The 19,028-nt window shown below is 61.3% G+C and carries 20 protein-coding genes; 10 read left to right on the top strand and 10 right to left on the bottom strand.

Annotation, left to right across the window (positions count from 1 at the left end; genetic code table 11):
* Positions 1-10 precede the first annotated feature (10 nt).
* Genes QCD60_RS09225 through ssuE form a run of 4 tightly spaced genes read right to left on the bottom strand, consistent with a single transcriptional unit; the run spans position 11 to position 3,346 of the window.
* The gene (locus QCD60_RS09225; protein WP_279784524.1) at positions 11-853 is read right to left on the bottom strand and encodes an ATP-binding cassette domain-containing protein; all 843 of its coding nucleotides are present in this window, start codon (positions 851-853) and stop codon (positions 11-13) included.
* A complete protein-coding gene (gene ssuC, locus QCD60_RS09220; protein ID WP_279784522.1) occupies positions 850-1,677 on the bottom strand; it encodes an aliphatic sulfonate ABC transporter permease SsuC in 828 nt (275 codons plus the stop codon). Before ssuC ends, QCD60_RS09225 begins: the two co-directional genes overlap by 4 nt.
* Positions 1,674-2,666 carry an aliphatic sulfonate ABC transporter substrate-binding protein gene (locus QCD60_RS09215; RefSeq protein ID WP_279784519.1) on the bottom strand — a complete coding sequence of 331 codons (993 nt, stop codon included), beginning with the start codon at positions 2,664-2,666 and terminating at the stop codon, positions 1,674-1,676. The genes ssuC and QCD60_RS09215 overlap by 4 nt, the downstream gene beginning before the upstream one ends.
* 35 nt (positions 2,667-2,701) lie before the next feature.
* Entirely contained in the window at positions 2,702-3,346 is a 645-nt protein-coding gene (ssuE, locus tag QCD60_RS09210) for an NADPH-dependent FMN reductase (protein ID WP_279784517.1), read from the bottom strand.
* 705 nt (positions 3,347-4,051) lie between these two features.
* Between ssuE and QCD60_RS09205 the strand changes: the two genes are divergently transcribed.
* The 7 genes from QCD60_RS09205 to QCD60_RS09175 all read left to right on the top strand — a co-directional run bounded on the left by QCD60_RS09205 (position 4,052) and on the right by QCD60_RS09175 (position 10,417).
* Positions 4,052-5,176 carry a poly(3-hydroxybutyrate) depolymerase gene (locus QCD60_RS09205; RefSeq protein ID WP_279784515.1) on the top strand — a complete coding sequence of 375 codons (1,125 nt, stop codon included), beginning with the start codon at positions 4,052-4,054 and terminating at the stop codon, positions 5,174-5,176.
* Between the two features lie 95 nt (positions 5,177-5,271).
* Positions 5,272-5,778 (top strand): hypothetical protein, encoded by a 507-nt coding sequence (locus QCD60_RS09200; protein WP_279784513.1) that lies wholly within the window; start codon positions 5,272-5,274, stop codon positions 5,776-5,778.
* A 276-nt stretch (positions 5,779-6,054) separates the two neighbouring features.
* A complete protein-coding gene (locus QCD60_RS09195) occupies positions 6,055-6,264 on the top strand; it encodes a YezD family protein (protein WP_279784511.1) in 210 nt (69 codons plus the stop codon).
* 134 nt (positions 6,265-6,398) lie between these two features.
* Positions 6,399-7,475 carry a sulfate ABC transporter substrate-binding protein gene (locus tag QCD60_RS09190; RefSeq protein WP_279784509.1) on the top strand — a complete coding sequence of 359 codons (1,077 nt, stop codon included), beginning with the start codon at positions 6,399-6,401 and terminating at the stop codon, positions 7,473-7,475.
* 83 nt (positions 7,476-7,558) lie between these two features.
* Entirely contained in the window at positions 7,559-8,395 is an 837-nt protein-coding gene (gene cysT / locus QCD60_RS09185) for a sulfate ABC transporter permease subunit CysT (protein WP_279784507.1), read from the top strand.
* A 33-nt stretch (positions 8,396-8,428) separates the two neighbouring features.
* Positions 8,429-9,328: a sulfate ABC transporter permease subunit CysW gene (gene cysW, locus QCD60_RS09180; protein WP_279784505.1), complete on the top strand. Its 900-nt coding sequence runs from the start codon at positions 8,429-8,431 to the stop codon at positions 9,326-9,328.
* A gap of 27 nt (positions 9,329-9,355) precedes the next feature.
* Positions 9,356-10,417: a sulfate ABC transporter ATP-binding protein gene (locus QCD60_RS09175; protein ID WP_279784503.1), complete on the top strand. Its 1,062-nt coding sequence runs from the start codon at positions 9,356-9,358 to the stop codon at positions 10,415-10,417.
* A 5-nt stretch (positions 10,418-10,422) separates the two neighbouring features.
* Here the strand turns inward: QCD60_RS09175 and QCD60_RS09170 are convergent, their stop codons facing one another.
* The 6 genes from QCD60_RS09170 to QCD60_RS09145 all read right to left on the bottom strand — a co-directional run bounded on the left by QCD60_RS09170 (position 10,423) and on the right by QCD60_RS09145 (position 13,664).
* Entirely contained in the window at positions 10,423-10,782 is a 360-nt protein-coding gene (locus tag QCD60_RS09170) for a DUF86 domain-containing protein (RefSeq protein ID WP_279784501.1), read from the bottom strand.
* Positions 10,775-11,065, bottom strand: a complete 291-nt coding sequence (locus tag QCD60_RS09165; protein ID WP_104152598.1) for a nucleotidyltransferase family protein — start codon at positions 11,063-11,065, stop codon at positions 10,775-10,777. The genes QCD60_RS09170 and QCD60_RS09165 overlap by 8 nt, the downstream gene beginning before the upstream one ends.
* Positions 11,066-11,250: 185 nt before the next feature.
* Positions 11,251-11,553, bottom strand: a complete 303-nt coding sequence (locus tag QCD60_RS09160) for a hypothetical protein (protein WP_279784499.1) — start codon at positions 11,551-11,553, stop codon at positions 11,251-11,253.
* 170 nt (positions 11,554-11,723) lie between these two features.
* The gene (locus QCD60_RS09155) at positions 11,724-12,311 is read right to left on the bottom strand and encodes an alpha/beta hydrolase (protein ID WP_279784497.1); all 588 of its coding nucleotides are present in this window, start codon (positions 12,309-12,311) and stop codon (positions 11,724-11,726) included.
* A gap of 46 nt (positions 12,312-12,357) precedes the next feature.
* Positions 12,358-12,624, bottom strand: coding sequence for a hypothetical protein (locus QCD60_RS09150; protein WP_279784495.1), 267 nt, complete (start codon positions 12,622-12,624; stop codon positions 12,358-12,360).
* 95 nt (positions 12,625-12,719) lie between these two features.
* Positions 12,720-13,664, bottom strand: a complete 945-nt coding sequence (locus QCD60_RS09145; RefSeq protein ID WP_279784493.1) for a CysB family HTH-type transcriptional regulator — start codon at positions 13,662-13,664, stop codon at positions 12,720-12,722.
* 398 nt (positions 13,665-14,062) lie between these two features.
* Here QCD60_RS09145 and QCD60_RS09140 point away from each other — a divergent pair, with 398 nt between their 5' ends.
* From QCD60_RS09140 to QCD60_RS09130, 3 genes are read left to right on the top strand one after another with little or no spacing between them, the layout of a single operon-like run.
* The gene (locus tag QCD60_RS09140) at positions 14,063-15,403 is read left to right on the top strand and encodes an efflux RND transporter periplasmic adaptor subunit (protein WP_279784491.1); all 1,341 of its coding nucleotides are present in this window, start codon (positions 14,063-14,065) and stop codon (positions 15,401-15,403) included.
* A 5-nt stretch (positions 15,404-15,408) separates the two neighbouring features.
* Positions 15,409-17,391, top strand: a complete 1,983-nt coding sequence (locus tag QCD60_RS09135; RefSeq protein ID WP_279787903.1) for a MacB family efflux pump subunit — start codon at positions 15,409-15,411, stop codon at positions 17,389-17,391.
* Positions 17,392-17,401: 10 nt separating this feature from the next.
* The gene (locus QCD60_RS09130; RefSeq protein ID WP_279784488.1) at positions 17,402-18,949 is read left to right on the top strand and encodes an efflux transporter outer membrane subunit; all 1,548 of its coding nucleotides are present in this window, start codon (positions 17,402-17,404) and stop codon (positions 18,947-18,949) included.
* Positions 18,950-19,028: the final 79 nt, after the last annotated feature.

Genomic DNA, 19,028 nt, shown 5'->3' with positions numbered 1-19,028 from the left:
GGGCGGCTAGCTAGAGTGCCCAGCGCACGCCAGAGTGCGACGGGCGAATCACCGGTTCCGGTGCCTGCTGCGCCAGAATCTGCTGCAGGATGCGCTGCTCCAGCGTGGCGGCGGCGGTGCTGCTGGCTTCACGCGGGCGACCCAGCAGAATCGGCAGATCCAGACCCACACGGCCCTGTTCCAGCACAATCACCCGGTCGGCCAGCTGTACGGCTTCGGCCACGTCATGGGTAACCAGTACCACGGTGAACTGGTGCTGCAGCCACAACCGTTCAATCAGCTTCTGCATGTCCAGCCGGGTCAGGGCGTCCAGCGCTCCCAGCGGCTCATCCAGCAGCAACAGCCGCGGCCGGTGAATCAGCGCCCGCGCCAGTGCCACCCGTTGCCGCTGCCCGCCGGACAGCTGTGACGGCCAGGCATCGGCGCGATGAGCCAGACCCACTTCGGTAAGCACCGCCTGGGCCTGCGCCTGCCAGTCACCCTGCAAACCCAGACCGACGTTCTCCAGCACGGTTTTCCATGGCAGCAGGCGGTCATCCTGAAACATCAGGCGGCTCTGTTGCTGCTGGGTCGCCAGTGGTTCGCCGTAAGCGCGCACACTGCCGGTACTGCTGTGTTCCAGACCAGCCAGCAGGCGCAGCAAGGTGCTCTTGCCGCAGCCGCTGTGGCCGACGATGGCGACAAACTGCCCGGCGGGAATGGCCAGACTGATCCCTTTTAACACTTCCTGCCCGCCAAAGTGCTTGCGCAGGTTGTTCAGCAGCAGATGGGATTCTCCCTGCGGCAGCGGTGCCTGAACCGTTGCACTGTGCCCGGCAGCGAACTGTTCTGTGCTCAGAGGTGATGTACTCATCCTTGTTGCTCCTTCAGGTAAACCGGGTGCCAGCGCAGCCAGCGGCGTTCCAGTAAGCGGGCGGTGGTATCGGCCAGCTTGCCCAGCAGGGCATAGAGCACAATGGTCAGCACCACCACATCGGTTTGCAGAAATTCTCGGGCATTCATCGCCAGATAGCCGATACCCGAGCTGGCAGAAATGGTTTCCGACACGATCAGCGTCAGCCACATCAGACCGAGGGAGAATCTCAACCCCACCAGAATCGAGGGCAGGGCGCCGGGCAGGATGACCTGACGAAACAGCGGCCAGCCTGACAGGCCATAGTTGCGGGCCATTTCGATCAGCCCGGGGTCGAGACTGCGGATGCCATGCAGGGTATTGAGGTAGATCGGGAACAGGGTGCCCAGTGCCACCAGAAAGACTTTCGCCGCTTCATCAATACCAAACCACAGGATCACCAGCGGAATCAGCGCCAGATGAGGAATGGTCCGCAGCATCTGGATGCTGCTGTCGAGCAGGATTTCGCTCCGCCGCGACAGGCCGCACAGCAGGCCAAGGGCGAGGCCAATGCTGCCGCCGATCAGCAGGCCCAGCAGCGCCCGCTGGGTGCTGATCAGCAGGTGGGTCAGCAGTTCACCGGATGCGGTCAGCTGCCAGCCTGCCACGATGACGGCGGAAGGTGCCGGCAGCACACGGGTCGACAGCCAGCCCAGTTCGACCGCCAGCTGCCAGCCGATCAGCAGGGCCAGTGGTAAGGCCCAGGGCGCCAGCCAGCGGCGCAGGTGGGTCAGCGGGCGCTGCCAGCGCAGTAGCAGTGGGGTAGCAACAGATAGCGTACTCATTGGTTGGCTTCCTGCGGTGCCTGCCAGATCACCTCACTGACCCTGGGGTCACGGGGGATCAGCTTTTGCTGATAGAAGCGGTCAGCACTCTGCTGCTGTGCCGCGACGATAGTGTCATTGAGCGGAAACACGCCGGACGGATCACGGTTGCTGACCAGTCGTTCGATGACGTCTTCGGGCAGGCCCATGCTGGCCGCCAGAATCTTCACACTGTGCTGCGGTTGCTGGCGCAGATAGCTGTCGGACTGATTGAGTGCTGCCAGCACTCCTTTGACGAAGTCAGGATGATCATGGACGAAGGGGCCGGCGGCGAGATAGAACGAACCGGTGTCGGTGATACCACTGCCGTCCCTCAGGGTGCGAGCATTACCGTGCAGCAACGCTGCTGCATAGAACGGATCCCAGATCACCCAGCCATCAACGGCACCGCTGGCCAGCGCCGAGCGGGCATCCGCCGGGGCCAGATACACCGGCTGGATGTCAGTTATGCTCAGCCCGGCACTGGCCAGTGCCCGCAGCAGCAGGTTATGGGCGCTGGAGCCTTTTTGTACGGCCACTTTGGCACCGCGCAGGTCTTCGGTGCGCTGAAAGCGGCTGTCCTTACCGACAATGATGGCGGCGTTGCGCGGTTGCGGTGGTTCGTAGCCCACATAGAGCAGATCAACGCCTGCCGCCTGGGCAAAGATCGGCGGCATATCGCCGGTGGCGCCCAGATCAATGCTGCCGGCGTTGAGTGCCTCCAGCAGCTGCGGGCCGGCTGGAAATTCCACCCAGTTGACCCGCAGCTGGGGGTAGGCCTGTTCCACCAGCGCGTAGGATTTGGCCAGTACCAGATTGACGGTGCCTTTCTGATAGCCAATCCGCAGCTGGGCGGGAAGCGTCTTCGCCGCCTGACTGAGCGGGCTGATCAGGCTGGTGCTGGCCAGCAGGCTGAGAGCACTGGCTTGCAGCCAGCGACGCAGGGCAGAGCGGGCAGGGTGTAGAGGCATGATGGCGTCCTTGTGCTGAATAAGAAAACAGGATGTCAGCGGCTGATGGCCGCTGGCGAAAAATGACCGCTGGGTGTGTTGGGCAATGGCAATGCCGCTGACCGGGTACGCCGGGCCTGCGCCTGACGGTGAGGTTGCTGACGGAGCAGCGCCAGATGGAATTCATCCAGTGCCAGCTGCAAGCGCTCGCGCAGCGCGGGGTCGGTAATGCGAGCACGGACCTGCTGCGGATCATCCTGCAGCAGTTGCAACTGGGTGGTGGTGGCATACACCCCGGCCAGCTGCTGGCGGGCACCGAGGGCGGCCAGCACGGTCTTCAGGGCGTAGTCCAGCACCAGCTGATGCGCTGCCGAGCCGCCACTGACCAGCGGCAGTACCCATTTGTCGGCCAGTGCCTGCTGCGGGATCAGATCAAGCATCAGCTTGAGCAGACCGGAGAACGACGCCTGATAGACCGGCGTGGCCACAATCACGCCGTCGGCCTCGCGCAGACGCTGCTGGAATTCACGCACGCTGTAATGATCAAAGTGGCCGAACAGCAGGGCCTGGGCGTCAAAGTCCTGCACCGTGAAGCGCTCGGTGTGGATGCCTGCCGTGCGCAGGCCGGCCTCGGCCAGGGTCGCCAGTGCGGCGGTAGTGGAATCGGGCAGGGGGCTGCCCAGTACGGTGATGACATTCATGGTAATACTCCAGTCCGGGGTGCAGCAGGCAAGTCAGCCTTGCAGGAATGGAGTCAGTGTGGCGGGCGGCAGCTCGCAGCGGAAATATGCAAAGCGGGATTGGTTATCAGTATTTGTGCAAAAGGCGCCAGTACCATCGAATAGGCACTCGTCAACCGGTGCGGTATTTATTTATCCATAAAAGTCAGAGGTTTATAAAAATGTGGAACAAATGGATGGCGCTGATATATGAAAATATTATGCGCACTGAGTGCGCTTATTAGAAAAATAGATATGTCTTAATGGATGCTGAATAAAAATAAAAACTATCGAAAAAACAATATGCTGCAGTGCCGTTGTGTTTCTTTATCGTCTCTTGCCAGTGTCAGAAAGTATTTTACCTGCTGCGTTTTGTGCGTATGCGTGATAAACAGGTAATGACAGTGGTGGAAAGGCAGGCGGGTGGCGGCATTGCATGCAATCTGGCGGCACTGGCGTTATCCGGTATCACCTGAAAAGGAAGACTTAATAATGGCTGTCAGGAAATGGCAGCAATATTGTCACGGGCAGCTGGTTAGAATATAGACTGCCCGTGCTATTCGCGATGTCAGCCTTTGTCGCAATAAAGGTATTGCCGAGATTCGCCCGCCTTTCTGCTTCCTGAATAAGCCTGTTGGTTGTCTGGCTTCTGGTTGTATTACATGCAGTCAATAAAAGGATGACATCATGAATACCCGTTCAGCTCAGCGTCCGTTATTTCATCCCCTGGCCGTTTTACGCCGTACCGTCCAGACCGCCCTGGCAGGCGTGTTGCTGTGCTCGGCGCTGGCCGCGTCGGCACAGGCCGACACCACGGTGGAGATGCCGGCCCTCGGTATCAACCTGAAGGAAACCTCGGTGTCGGGGTTGTCGTCCGGCGCTTTTATGACCTCACAGGTCTATATCGTCTTTTCCGACATCATGAAGGGGGCGGGCATCGTTGCCGGTGGCCCTTATTACTGTGCCGGCTCCTGGTCATTCAACACCTATCTGCAGAATGCCACCGGTGCCTGTATGAACCCGCTGACGCCATCGGTCGGCCCCAATGTGCCGGCATTGCTGGCCAAAACGCAGCAGCTGGTCGCCGCCGGCAGTATTGACCCCACCAGCAACCTCAGCGACGACCATATCTACATGTTCAGCGGCACCAAAGACACCACCGTGACCACCATGGTGATGGATGCCAACTACCAGTACCTGACCCAGCTTGGGGTGCCCGCAGCCAATATCGAGTACATCAAGGATGTGGCCGCAGGCCATGCTTTCATCACCAACAGCAAGTCTGATACCACCTGCAGCCTGACCAAGCCGCCTTATATCAACTACTGCCCGCCGACCGAACAGGCCGATGCCATCATTCAGCAGATCTATGCTGATGAAGGGCCCGTCAATCCGCCGGCAGCCAGCGCCACCGGCACATTGCTGCAGGTGGATCAGAAGGCGTTTCTGCCGACCAGCAGCACCAGCATGAGTGATAACGCTTACCTCTATGTTCCCACGGCCTGTGAGCAGGGCGGCTGCCGTCTGCATATTGCCCTGCACGGCTGCGAACAGGGCTACAAGGTGATCGGTAATGAGTACTACACCACCACCGGCTACAACGAGATGGCCGACACCAACAAGCTGGTGATTCTCTATCCCCAGGCCGAACCCTCGCAGGGTGCCGGCAAACCCTACAACCCCAAAGGCTGCTGGGATTTCTGGGGCTACAGCGCCACCAACCCGGCCAATCCCGATTTCTACACCAGGGACGCACCGCAGCTGGCGGCGATCAAGGCCATGATTGATCGTCTGGCCCAGCCAGTGCAGTAAGCACCCGCACAGGGAAGTCAGTACCACCAACAGAGTCACCACCCGCGGAGCGCAACGCCGCTCCCTTCGTACCAGCTAAGCAGAGGATATTTGAGATGAAAGCCAAAACCAGCCCTGAAGGCGTGGATGCGTTCAAACAGATCACGGCCATCGTCACGGATGCCGTCAACAACTACGTGACAACCCTGCAGGCCATCACCCCGGTGAAGGACTATCTGCAGATCACGACCTCCATCAAGGAGCGCTTCGGTGATGACCCGTCGGCCACCGCGCAGGCGATGATCAAGCATATGTTCGACCCCGAACTGATGATGTCATCGGTTAAATCGCTGGAGGAGATTTCCTCGGCGGCGGTGAAGCGTATGCAGGCCGATCAGAGCGCGGCGCTGACCACCCTGAAAGGCACCAGCGACAGCTATTTCAAATCCATCACTGAGGCCACGACCCCGGAAGCCTGGAAGTCGGTGCAGGTGGATTCGATGGTGGAATTCTACAAGGACATGAAGGCCATCTCCGAAGAGCAGATGAACACCGTTAACGCCATCTATGTCGGTTCCAAGTCATGGATGGAAAGTACCGTCGCCTCCTACTGCGCCAAGTAACGCAGTCGTCACGCTGGCGGCCGTCTCTGCCCTCTGGCAGGACGGCCGCTGATGTTTACCCCTCTGTCTTCCCCCCCAGTGCGGATCGTGCGCTATCACCCAGAACGGTCATCATGACCGGCCTTATGCAGAAATCAGAATAAGCAATGCGTATTTCCTTGGTTAGGGAATAAGGCCCGACTGCCTACTATGGCTCTCAGGCAACACGCCGCCCCACCCACGGGGCAGCGAGGCGATCCCGCCCGTTGTAATGAATTTTGCATGAGGAAGCCGAGCATGAGCAGACACCCAGCAGGCGCCAGTCATTTACACGATGAGGCGCATCACAGTGCCCCCCTGGATGAGCGCCGGCAGCAGTCTCTGCTGCAACTGTCCACCGCCCTGCATGAGCTGATCGGCCATATTGAATTCGGCACCCTCGAACTGGTGTATCACCAGGGCAAGCTGGTGCAGCTGGAACGGCGTGAAAAACTGCGCCTGTCTTAGCCGCGCGCTTCCAGATAACCCCCGTTTTCCCCGCGAGTCGCTGACGAGCCCTCGCTCTGCTGCTGCAACCTGTGCTGACCGGACCCCCGGAAGTGCTGACCCAAAAACCTGATGTGACGGATGGAGAGAGCACCATGAGCAAGGTGACAGGAACCCTATTGCCCGTTGCGGCGACCACTGGTCGCCGGACATTTCTGCGTCGGGCTGGCCTCGCCGCATTCACTGCCGCCACGCTGCTGAGCGTGGCCAGCCAGAGCGCACGTGCCGCCGATATTTCGCTGCTGAACGTGTCCTATGACCCGACCCGCGAGCTGTACCGTGAATACAACGGCTGGTTCAGCCAGCAGTGGCAACAGAGCCACCAGCAACGTGTGGATATCCGTCAGTCTCATGGCGGATCAGGAGGACAGGCGCGGGCGGTGATTGATGGCCTGGAGGCTGATGTGGTCACCCTGGCACTGGGTTATGACGTCGATGCCCTGCGCCAGAAGGCCGGGCTGATCCCCGACAACTGGCAGGCCCGCCTGCCGCACAACAGTTCACCCTATACCTCCACCATTGTGCTGCTGGTACGCAAGGGCAACCCCAAGCACATCCGGGACTGGGATGATCTGGTGCGTGACGATGTAGAAGTCATCACCCCCAACCCCAAAACGTCCGGCGGCGCCCGCTGGAATTATCTGGCGGCCTGGGGCTATGCGCTGAAGAAATACGGCAGTGAAGAGAAGGCTTATGACTTCGTCCGTGACATTTTCAAACATGTGCCGGTACTGGATTCCGGAGCCCGTGGTGCCACCAATACCTTCGTTCAGCGTGGCCTTGGCGATGTGCTGGTTGCCTGGGAAAACGAAGCCTTCCTGTCGGTCAATGAGCTGGGCAAGGGTGAGTTCGACATCGTCGTGCCGTCCCTCAGTATTCTGGCCGAGCCGCCGGTGGCGGTAGTGGACAAGAACGTCGACAAGCACGGCACCCGCGAAGTGGCGACCGCCTATCTGCAGGGGCTGTACAGCGAAGAGGCACAGCGTATTGCCGCACGTAACTTCTACCGGCCGACCGACCCGAAGGTGGCGGCGGAGTTTGCCAGCCAGTTTCCCCAGCTGGATCTGATCACCGTCGATGACACCTTCGGTGGCTGGCAGCAGGCACAACAGAAACACTTCAATGACGGCGGGGTGTTTGACCGGATTCTGGCGGAAACCGCACCGAAGTAATCCGCCATCCATGCTGCGCGACCGGCATACCGCCAAGGCAGGCTGCCGGTCGATCGCTTATCCCTTTGCCTCGGAGTGATGCCATGTCTGCCACTGTTCCGCTTAATCGCACCCCAAGGGTCATTCCCGGCTTTGGCCTGACCCTTGGCTTCACCCTGTTCTATCTCGGTCTGATTTTCCTGCTGCCGGTCGCCAGCCTGCTGCTGTTTACCCTCAGCATGAGCTGGCACGACTTTGTCGCTGCTGTCACCCATCCGCAGGTGCTGGCTTCCTACCGCCTGTCATTGCTGGCCTCGCTGGCGGGGGCCAGCATCAATCTGCTGTTTGGCGGGCTGGTGGCCTGGGTGCTGGTGCGCTACCAGTTTCCCGGTAAGCGTCTGCTCGATGCGCTGGTCGATCTGCCCTTTGCCCTGCCCACGGCGGTTGCCGGTATCGCACTGGTAACGCTGTATGCCAAAAGCGGCTGGATTGGTCAGTATCTGGAGCCCTTCGGTATCAAGATCGCTTATTCCCAGCTGGGCGTGGTCATGGCGCTGACCTATATCGGCCTGCCGTTTGTGGTGCGCACCGTGCAGCCGGTGCTGGCAGACCTGCAGGCGGAACTGGAGGAAGCCTCGGCCAGCCTGGGCGCCAGCCGTTTCACCACGGTGCGCCGGGTGATGCTACCTGCCCTGCTGCCAGCGCTGCTGACCGGTTTTGCCCTGGCCTTTGCCCGCGCTATCGGTGAGTACGGCTCGGTGGTGTTTATTTCCGGCAACATGCCTTACCGCACCGAAATCACGCCCCTGCTGATCGTCGCCAAGGCCGAGCAGTTCGACTACCACGGCGCGGCGGCCATCGGCACGGTGATGTTGTTATCTGCCTTTGTCCTGTTGCTGCTGATTAATGGCCTGCAGGCCTGGGCCAGCCGCCGTGCCTGAGGGGCGGGTGGTGACGAGAACGGAGAGAGATGCATGAATTCCCTGACCCATGATGCCGCTGATGAGCTGGCTGCCGGTGCTGTGCCGGTCGCCCGGCGCTGGCAGCGCGCTACTGAAGAACCGCGCTGGTTGCGCTGGACCCTGATCGGTATCGCCGTCGCTTTTCTGGCCACCTTTCTGCTGCTGCCCCTGACCGTGGTGCTGTACAGCGCCTTTGAGCGCGGGCTGGCCGTGTGGTGGCAGGCGCTGAACGATGCCGATGCCCGTTCGGCAATTCGTCTGACCCTGCTGGTAGTGGTGATTGTGGTGCCGCTGAACGTGATCTTCGGCGTCGCTGCCGCCTGGGCCATCGCCAAGTTTGATTTCCGTGGCAAGCCGGTTCTGATTTCGCTGATTGATATGCCCTTTGCCATTTCGCCGGTGGTGGTGGGGCTGATCTTCGTCATCCTGTTCGGTGCCCATGGCTGGCTCGGGCCCTGGCTGGCGGAACACAACCTGAAAGTGATCTTTGCCGTACCGGGCATCGTCATCGTCAGTGTGTTTGGTACCTTGCCCTTCGTCGCCCGTGAGCTGATCCCGCTGATGCAGCAGCAGGGCAAGGAAGAGGAAGAGGCCTCCCTGACCCTCGGGGCCAGTGGCTGGCAGACCTTCTGGCGGGTCACCCTGCCCAATATCAAGTGGGGGCTGATCTACGGCGTGATCCTGTGTAATGCCCGCGCCATGGGCGAGTTCGGCGCCGTGGCGGTGGTATCCGGGCGGATTCGCGGTGAAACCAACACCATGCCGCTGCATATCGAAGTGCTCTACAACGAATACCTGTTTACCGCGGCCTTTGCCGTGGCCTCGCTGATGACAGGTCTGGCCCTGCTGACCATCGCCATCAAGACCCTGATCGAATGGCAAGACGAACGCCGCCGCCATGGTGCGCACTGATAGAGACTGACCGGTGGGAGACACACCATGAGTATCGAGATTCAACAGATCAATAAACGCTTCGGTGATTTTGTCGCCGTCGATAACGTCAGCCTGTCCATTGAAGACGGCCAGCTGACGGCGCTGCTGGGGCCATCCGGCTCCGGCAAGACCAGCCTGCTGCGGATTATTGCCGGTCTGGAAGCCGCCGACAGCGGTCGCATCCTGCTGCACGGTGAAGACAGCACCGATCGTCATGTCAGCGAGCGCGGTGTCGGTTTTGTGTTCCAGCACTATGCGCTGTTCCGTCATATGACCGTGTTTGACAACGTGGCCTACGGCCTGACGGTCAAACCGCGCGCCGTGCGCCCCGACAAGGCGACGATCCGCAAGAAGGTGATGAGCCTGCTGGAGCTGGTACAGCTGGACTGGACCGCTGCCCGCTATCCATCACAACTGTCTGGCGGCCAGCGTCAGCGCATTGCGCTGGCGCGGGCACTGGCGGTGGAACCCAAGGTACTGCTGCTGGACGAACCCTTTGGTGCTCTCGATGCCAAGGTGCGGGCCGAGCTGCGGCGCTGGCTGCGACGGCTGCATGACGAGATTCACGTCACCAGCGTGTTTGTCACCCACGATCAGGAAGAAGCGATGGAGGTGTCCGACCGGGTGGTGGTGATGAACCGGGGCCGGGTCGAGCAGGACGGCTCACCGGAGCAGGTTTACGATCATCCGGCCAACCCCTTCGTCTATCAGTTTCTGGGCAGCGTTAACCGCTTCCCGGCACGTATTCATCAGGGCGTGGCAGAGGTGGCAGGCATGGTGCTGCCACTGGCGCAGCCGGGCGATCACAGTGAGCAGGGGCAGCTGTACGTGCGCCCCCATGAGCTGGACCTGTTTGCCGAAGCCACACCCAACAGCCTGCGCGCGCAACTGGAACTGGTAACGGTGGTGGGGCCAACGGTACGGTTGGAGTTACGTCAGCAGGGCAGTGAGGAGGTGATTCACGCGGAGCTGCCGAAATACCGCTTCCGCGAGCTGGGGCTGGTGCAGGGGGAACAGGCCTGGCTGCGCCCCCACGGTGCACGGGTGTTCAGTGAGCAGCTGGGGTGAGGGTGTTAGTCAGGATAATGACGACGTTTCAGCTCAAGCAGTCTTGGGAGTAGCTCTGGAATATCATCACGGATGATGCTCCAGAGTGTGTCGTTGTCGATGCCCAGATAGCCGTGAATGAGCCGATTGCGTGTCGCAATGATCATGCGCCAGGGAATCTCTGCATGGTCAGCCCTAATTTCGGCAGGAATGTGTTTCGCCGCTTCGCCAATCAACTCCAGATTTCGCAGAGTGGCATCATAGGTGATGCCACTGGCCTGAAAGCGAGTCTGGTCGAACCCTTCCGTATACGACTGGACTTTCCCGGCAAAGTCGATCATGTCATCGAGGTAAAAGCGCCACTCTCGTGGTGATCCATCAGACATTAACGCGCTCCTTGTCGATAAAGGGGCGGAGCTCCGGCCGCAAGGCTTTCTCGGTGACCAGATCAACCGGGCAGCCAAACAGGTCTTCCAGATAGAACTGCACGCCGAAATAGCGTTTTGACGTGGCAGGGCCATCAAAGTCCACCAGCACATCGATATCACTGTCATTGCTGGCCGTATCGCGGACCGTCGAGCCGAACAGGGCAAGGCTGGTGACGCCAAAGCGCACCTGCAGCTCGGGTTTGCTGCGGCTTAACAGCTCAAGAGCCTGTTGTCTGTTCATGCTTGCCCCTCAACGCGATCTGGCATCTGCACGGTGGTGATGGGTAGTGGCCAGCGGCGTCTGCTCACAATACAACAACTTTCTTGTCGGTGTGATGTCCGTAAGTCCAGTGATTCATGGACGAAAGGATCAGGCTGGTCAGCAAAACGGAGCTCATGGGCTCCGTTTTCTATCGTGCGGGTGGCTTACTGCGCCGGGCACTGCAGATGCTTCAGGGCATCCATGTATTTATCGGGTTTGTCTTCGCGCAGCGCCTGCGTGGCGGCGGAGATGGGGCCCTTGTTGGTGGCCAGGGCCGCCTGAATCCAGCTGTCGTCCTGCTCGCGGGCATTGACGTTGCACTGACCGCCCAGCTCGACCAGTACCAGCGCGGTGCGCGAGTCATCGTAATTCAGTTTCTTGAAGGCGTCGGAATCGGCATGGGCCGACAGCGACAGCACGGCACTCAGCAGTGCGGTGGACAGCAGGGAGGTACGCAGCAGGGTCATGGTCAGGGTTCCGCTAACTTGATCAGAGCTGGCGCTGTGGTCAGCGCCTTTGCAGGTTGCCGGTCAGTATAGCGGTGAAGGTGCAAAAGTGAACGGAACAGCGGGTTGCGAAATGCTTCTCCCCCGCATAGCGAATGCGCCCTCGTAAGCGGCGGCAATGGCACACCGCTTTATGACGCCATCCGCTGCCACGGGCTGCGTTGCTGGTCCAGACGCTGCTCCAGCTGATCGAGATAGCTCAGCCCTTCGGCCCAGCGATGATGTCCAGAGGCGACGTTGATATGGCCCGCACCGGGCAGAATGGCCACGTCGGCCCCCCATAGCCTGGCCAGCTCACGGGCGCGGGCTTCGCTGGCGGCGTAATCGTTGCTGGAACCCACCACCTGGGCGGCAAACGGCAACGCTGCGGTCGGGATCGGTGCAAAAGGCCGCAGGGCCTCGGGGCAGCCGTCGCGTTCGACATCGGCGGGTGCCACCAGCAACGCACCTTTGACTTTCTGTCGCAACGCCGTACTGGCACCTGCCGCCCAGTGTGCGGTGCTGATGCAACCCAGACTGTGGGCAATCAGGATGACCGGCCCGGCGCAACGGCGAATGGCGTGGTCCAGTGCCGGTATCCAGTCTTCACGCTGGGGTTGCTGCCAGTCGCTTACCTCGACCCGCTGGTAGTTGGGCAGATAGTGCTGCCAGTAGCTCTGCCAGTGCTGTTCGCCCGAACCTTGCCAGCCGGGCACGATCAGATAGTGGTAAGGGGTCATCACTCTCTCCTTGGCTCGCACGTCACCGACCGGTACGGCAGAGCAATCAATGGGTGGCCAGCAGCAGATTGCCGTGGCGCAACTGGCCGCCGACCTGGCTGCCAACACGGATGTGCAGGCGCTGCAGCTGACGACTGGACACCAGTGCCGTGACGATGCCGTCACGAGTTTGCAAACGCAGCGCTGACAGCGCGGGGCCGGGGCGGATTTCGATCACGGTGCCGCGGCAGTGATGGCAGTGGCTGTCATAGCGGGGACTGTCATAGCGGTAATTGACATCGTGTCTGGCGCTGAGTGCGTGGCGGGCTTTCATGGGCTGGTCCTTCCGGGCTGAGTCAGAGGCTCAGTCTAGGCAGCGCCACGCCGCTGCCGAACCAAGGATTTCTGCTTTGTATATTCGCCCCGCCGTTAAAGGCGCTGTCCCGGCTCAGTGCTGGCCAGTGCCTGCTGTACGCTGTCCTGATCCAGTTCATCGCTGCAGTAGTTGAGAAAGCGATAGGCGTACTGACGCAGGAAATGGCCACGACGCAGCGCGATCTGCGTGGTGTTGAGGCTGAACAGCGATTCCACCGGCAGGCACTGCAGCAGGGTGTCACGTTCGGCGGTGTAAGCCATCGAGGCGATGATGCCAATACCCATGCCCAGTTCGACATAGGTTTTGATCACGTCGGCATCCACCGCCGACATCACCACGTCCGGCGTCAGTCCGGCATCGGCGAACACCGCGTCGATACGGGTACGGCCGGTATAGCCTTCGTGATAGGTAATCACCGGGTATTCGGCCAGATCGGCCAGCGTCGGCTGACTCAGCTGGGTGAGGGGATGGTTGCACGGCACTACCACCGAATGCTGCCAGCTGTAAAAGGGGAAGCAGACAAAGGCATTGCCTTCGTTGGGCAATGCCTCGGTGGCGATACCTATATCGACCTGACCGGCTTTCAGCAGCGAGACGATTTCATCAGGGCCGCACTGGTGCAGTTCCAGATGGACCTTGGGGAATTCCAGCTTGAACGCCTTGATGATTCGCGGCAGGGCATAGCGTGCCTGAGTATGGGTGGTGGCAATGGCCAGCCGCCCTTCATCCTGCTGCACATACTGGCGTGCCAGACGCTTCATGTTTTCCGCTTCCAGCAGGATGCGTTCGGCCATGCCCAGCAGCTGGGCTCCCGGTGCGGTCAGGCCGAGCAGGCGCTTGCCCTTGCGCTCGAACAGCTCGACGCCGAGTTCTTCTTCCAGATCCTTGAGATGTTTACTGACCCCTGACTGTGAGGTGTAGAGCGCATTGGCCACATCGGTCAGATTGAACTGACGACGGGCGGTCTCTCTGACGATGCGAAGTTGTTGCAGGTTCATGGTGTCCGTCCGTTTGCTGCAGGAACAGGGGGCGTCCTTTGCTTCTGTCTTCCACCAGGGAATCAGCTGTTGCTCAAGGATTAATCAGCTAAATTGCGTTTTTGGAATATAAATTGAATCTCTTATTCCAATAAATACCGATTTTTTATATCCATAGTCTGTTTGCGTGGCCCGCTGGCCGCAGTGGAGTGGCTGCGTGACAGCGGCTTACAGGACATCGCCTGTGCAACGCCGTGTCATAAAGCACTGGCGGGAAATGTGCATGGACGCTGTAAATTAACCGTAAGCAAAGGTTAAATGAGACGCCTTCGCAGTTGGGGTGGTTCTCCCTGCGTAAAACAGTGCAACCGCAGAGCCAGCATCTCTGCAGCGTCGCCGGATTGAGGAAGTAGCGGTTGATGAGCAAGACCAACAGTAAACACACGCGCCGTCGCCCCTGGCTGTCGGGCCTGACCCTGGCCATTGTGCTGGCGGCCGGAGGCTATGGCGGCTGGCGTTACTATCAGGCCCCCGCCAGTCAGCAGCAGGCCCGGCTGACCGCCACGGTACAGCGGGGTGATCTGGAGAATCTGGTCACTGCCACCGGCGCCCTGCAGCCCCGCGACTATGTGGATGTCGGCGCGCAGGTGTCGGGGCAGCTCACCACCATCCATGTGGAAGTGGGAGATCAGGTGAAGGAAGGTGACCTGCTGGCAGAAATTGACCCCACTGTGCTGCAGGCCAGGGTCGACTCCAGCCGTGCGCAGCTGCGCAATCTCAAAGCCCAGCTGGAAGAAAAACAGTCGCAGCTGACGCTGGCAGGGCTACAGTACAAACGCCAGAAAAACCTGCTGGCCGAGCAGGCTACCTCCACCGATACCTTCCAGACCGCCGAGGCCGAGCTGCGTTCGGCCAAAGCCCAGATCGAAGCGCTGAAGGCACAGATCGACCAGACCGAATCCACCCTGCGCGGCGATCAGGCCAATCTGGGCTATGCCCGTATCTACGCACCGATGTCCGGTACTGTCGTGTCGATCTCGGCGCGCAAAGGCCAGACCCTCAATTCCAATCAGCAGGCGCCGGTGATCCTGCAGATCGCCGACCTGTCGACCATGACCGTCCAGACCCAGGTGTCGGAAGCGGACATCAGCAAACTCAAGGTCGGCATGGCGGTGTACTTCACCACGCTGGGCAGTCAGGGCAGGCGCTGGGAAGGCACCCTGCGTAAGGTCGAGCCGACGCCGACGGTGACCAATAACGTAGTGCTCTACAACGCCCTGTTTGATGTCCCCAATCCGCGCGGTGCGCTGATGACGCAGATGACCGCGCAGGTGTTTTTTGTGGTGGGAGCCGCCCGGGATGCCTTGCTGGTGCCGGCGGCGGCGCTGGAAATGAGTACACCGCGCCGACGCGAAGGTGCGGCGGGCGCTAACGGTGCGGGCGGGAGTGGTGACAAGGCAGCCCCAGCCCCAGCCCCTGCATCAGCCGCGCCGATGGCCGGTGCCGAACGCAGCAGTGCAGGGATGGCCGGTGGCGGTCGTCCGCATCCGGCCAGAGTCAAGGTACTGAAGGCCGATGGCTCGGTGGAAGAGCGCAGTGTCGAAGTGGGCGTCACCAACCGTATTCAGGCGCAGATCCTGTCGGGTCTGAATGAAGGTGAGCAGGTGCTGCTGCCCAATGTCGCCGGTGGCAATCGCAGTGGCCAGCGCAGTGGTGTCGGCACGCCGCCGGCAGGGCCTGAGTCGAGGATGCGCCTGTGAGCCAGATGATCTCCTCCCGGCCCGTTTCCGCAGCCGATGTTGCTAGCCAGTCAGCCACACCGCTGATTGCCCTGCAGGGTATTACCAAGACTTTTCGTAACGGTGATCTGGAAGTCGAGGTGCTGCATGGCATCGACCTGCAGATCCATGCCGGTGAGTTTGTCGCCATCATGGGCACGTCCGGTTCGGGCAAGTCGACCCTGATGAATATTCTCGGCTGTCTGGATCAGGCCAGCAGTGGCCAGTACCGCTTTCGGGGAGAAGATGTGTCCACCCTGCAGGGCGATGAGCTGGCGCGCTTGCGACGGGAGTCCTTCGGCTTCGTGTTCCAGAGCTATAACCTGATCGCCACCGCCACCGCGCGGGAGAACGTCGAGGTGCCGGCGATCTACACCGGCCTGCCTGCCGAGCAGCGTCAGCAGCGGGCGGCGGAGTTGCTGACTTCGCTGGGGCTGGAAAACCGGCAGGATCACCGCCCCAGCCAGCTGTCCGGTGGTCAGCAGCAGCGGGTCTCCATTGCCCGGGCGCTGATGAACGGCGGCCAGATTATTCTGGCTGACGAGCCGACCGGTGCGCTTGACAGCCGTAGCGGCGAAGACGTGATGGCACTGCTGCAGCAGCTGTCGGCCGATGGCCACACCGTCATTCTGATCACCCATGACCGTCAGGTGGCCGAACATGCCGACCGCATTATCGAGATTCGTGACGGCCATATTCTCAGTGACTCGCTCCCCAAAGCCGGTGCGCGTCAGAAGGGCGTCAGCCGTGACTTTCGCCCGGCAGAAGAACAGCACCGGCCACTGGTGGACATCACCGAGGCCGCCCGTATGGCGTTGCGGGCGCTGCATGCCAATGTCTTTCGCACCGTCCTGACCCTGCTTGGTATCGTCATCGGCGTTGGTTCGGTCATCACCATGCTGGCCATTGGCGACGGCGCCAAACAAGCGGTCATCGACCGCATCAGCGCCATGGGGTCCAACCTGCTGCTGGTGCGTCCGGGTGCGCCCAATCAGCGCGGCCGCAGTACGGTGGCGACGCTGGTGGAGGCCGATGTGCGGGCCATCAGCGAGCTGCCGAATGTGCTGGCGGCGATTCCCGAGCTGACCGGCACCGTCACCGCCCGCGCCGGGGGCAATGATCACGCCACCGAAACCAATGCCACCTCTGCCCAGTTCACGCTGGCGCGCAACTGGCCGCTGGCGGAAGGCACCTTCTTCACCAGTGAGGATGAGGCGCAGTACGCCACCGTGGCGGTGCTGGGCAAGACCGTGGCACAGGCACTGTTCCCTGACCGCGACCCGCTGGGCCAGTACGTGATGCTCAACGCCATCCTGTTTCAGGTGATCGGCATTATGAGTGAGCGTGGCGCCTCGCCGATGGGGCAGGATCAGGACGATGTGATCTTTGTGCCGTACTCCACCGGCAGCCTGCGCCTGTTCGGGCAGAAGTACCTGCGCAACGTCACGGTGGCGGCGGAGGATGTCGAGCAGATCGACGATACCCAGGCTGCGGTGTCCAAGCTGCTGCTGGAGCGTCATCAGCTGGAGGATTTCCAGATTCGTAACATGGCCTCGATCATCGAGACCGCTTCGGCCACGCAGAACACCCTAACCGTCCTGCTCGGCTCCATCGCCGCCATTTCGCTGCTGGTCGGTGGTATCGGGGTGATGAACATCATGCTGGTGTCCGTCACCGAGCGTACCCGCGAAATCGGTATTCGCATGGCCACGGGCGCCCGTACCGGCAATATTCAGCAGCAGTTCCTGATTGAAGCGATGGTGGTGTCGGCCCTCGGCGGGCTGCTCGGTGTGGCCGGTGGCCTCGGCGTGGCGGCCCTGCTGGATGCGCTTGGTACTTCCATCCGCTTCTCCCTGCTGCCGGTGGTGCTGGCCTTTGGCTGTGCCTTTGCCACCGGTCTGGTGTTTGGCTATCTGCCGGCACGCAAGGCGGCCCGCCTTGATCCGGTCGTGGCACTGGCCAGCGAGTGAGGGCAGGGCGATGACTATTTTATCCACAGGCAGTATGTCCATGAGTCAGCGCGCGTTATCCACCGTCTCTTCCGCCGTCACCGGCATGGCTCACCACAACGGGCGTCCTCTGCGTCTGAGTGCGCTGGCCCTGAGCCTGACTCTGCTCGGCGGTTGTGTGATCAGCGAACCCCGCACTCAGGTGGCGATGGCGCTGCCAGCGCAGTGGCAGGAGCCGGATGAAGCAAAGGGCAGTGTGCTGGAGCAGCAGTGGTGGCAGGGTTTTCATGCCGCTGAGCTGGATCAGCTGATCACTCAGGCGCTGGCCCACAGCCCTGATCTGCACAGCACGCTGGAACAGGTGCGACAGGCCGAGCTGGCGGTCAATGTGGCGGGGGCTTCGCTGTTTCCCAGCGTGAGTGCTGCGCTTGGCAGCGACTGGCGCCGCAGTGAGTCCAGCGCGGGCGACAGCCAGCAAAGCCGCAGTTCCAGCGGCAGTCTGGCCATCAGTTATGAAGTCGATGTGTGGGGCAGACTGGCGGCTGAGCGGGACAGTGCCCGCGCCAGTCTGGCGGCCAGCCGCTTTGACTATCAGGCCAGCCGCCTGAGTCTGGCCAGTGCGGTGGCTGATGCCTACTTCAACGTGCTGGCGCTGGATAAGCAGATCGCGCTGGCCGAGGACAACCTGCAGATCGCCGCACGGGTGATGAAGATCGTTGAGGCGCGCTTCCGCAACGGTATGGCCACGGCACTGGATGTCAGCCAGCAGCGTAATACTGTGCTCAACCAGCAGGCGGCCCTGCTGCCGCTGCGGGTGCGGGCAAGGCAGACCCGCAGTGCACTGGCCATCCTGCTCGGGCAGACGCCGCAAACGCCGGTGCTGGCAGAACATCTGGCACTGGATGCCATCCAGCCGCCAGCGATCAGCGCCGGTTTACCCAGTGAGCTGCTGACACGCAGGCCCGATCTGGCCAGCGCTGAAGCCGATCTGGCTGCGGCCGACGCCGATGTGCTGGCAGCCCGCGCAGCCTTGCTGCCGAGTGTACAGCTGTCGTCATCGCTGGGCGTTTCCACCGCGGCCCTGCTGTCGCTGGCTAATCCGGCCAACAGTGTCAGTCTGGCGGGGTCACTGGCCCAGAGCCTGTTTGATGGTGGCCAGCGGCGCAGTCAGGTGGCGATCAGTCAGTCGCGTCGGCGGCAGCTGGTGGATAACTACCGCAGCGCGGTGCTGACGGCCCTGAAAGAAGTAGAAGATGCGCTGGGCAATACCCGGCTGACCGCTGATCAGGAACAGTTGCAGCGGCAGATCGTGGCGGAGTCACAGCGCAGTCTGCGGCTGGCGGAGCTGCGTTATCGCGAAGGGGCAGATGAACTGCTGGCGGTGCTGGATGCCCAGCGCACACTGTTCAGTGCCCAGTCCAGTCTGGTGGATATTCAGCTCAGCCGTCTCAGTGCGGCGCTGGATCTTTACAAGGCGCTGGGCGGCGGCTGGCAGCGGGGGCAGATCATCGATACCGGTGAGCCTGCTGAGGATGCGCAGCGGGATGCCACCACGCTCCAGCCATCGGTCCACACATGATGGCTGGCGGAGGGGCAAACCCTAACCCCGCTCATTATGCGCGGATGCCCGCCGCGTTCAGGAAAAGAGGGGCAACTTG

The sequence above is a fragment of the Pokkaliibacter sp. MBI-7 genome (genome assembly GCF_029846635.1).
Lineage (GTDB): Bacteria > Pseudomonadota > Gammaproteobacteria > Pseudomonadales > Balneatricaceae > Pokkaliibacter.
Note: the sequence above shows the minus strand (reverse complement) of the source record. Positions and strands in the feature narration are given on the sequence as shown.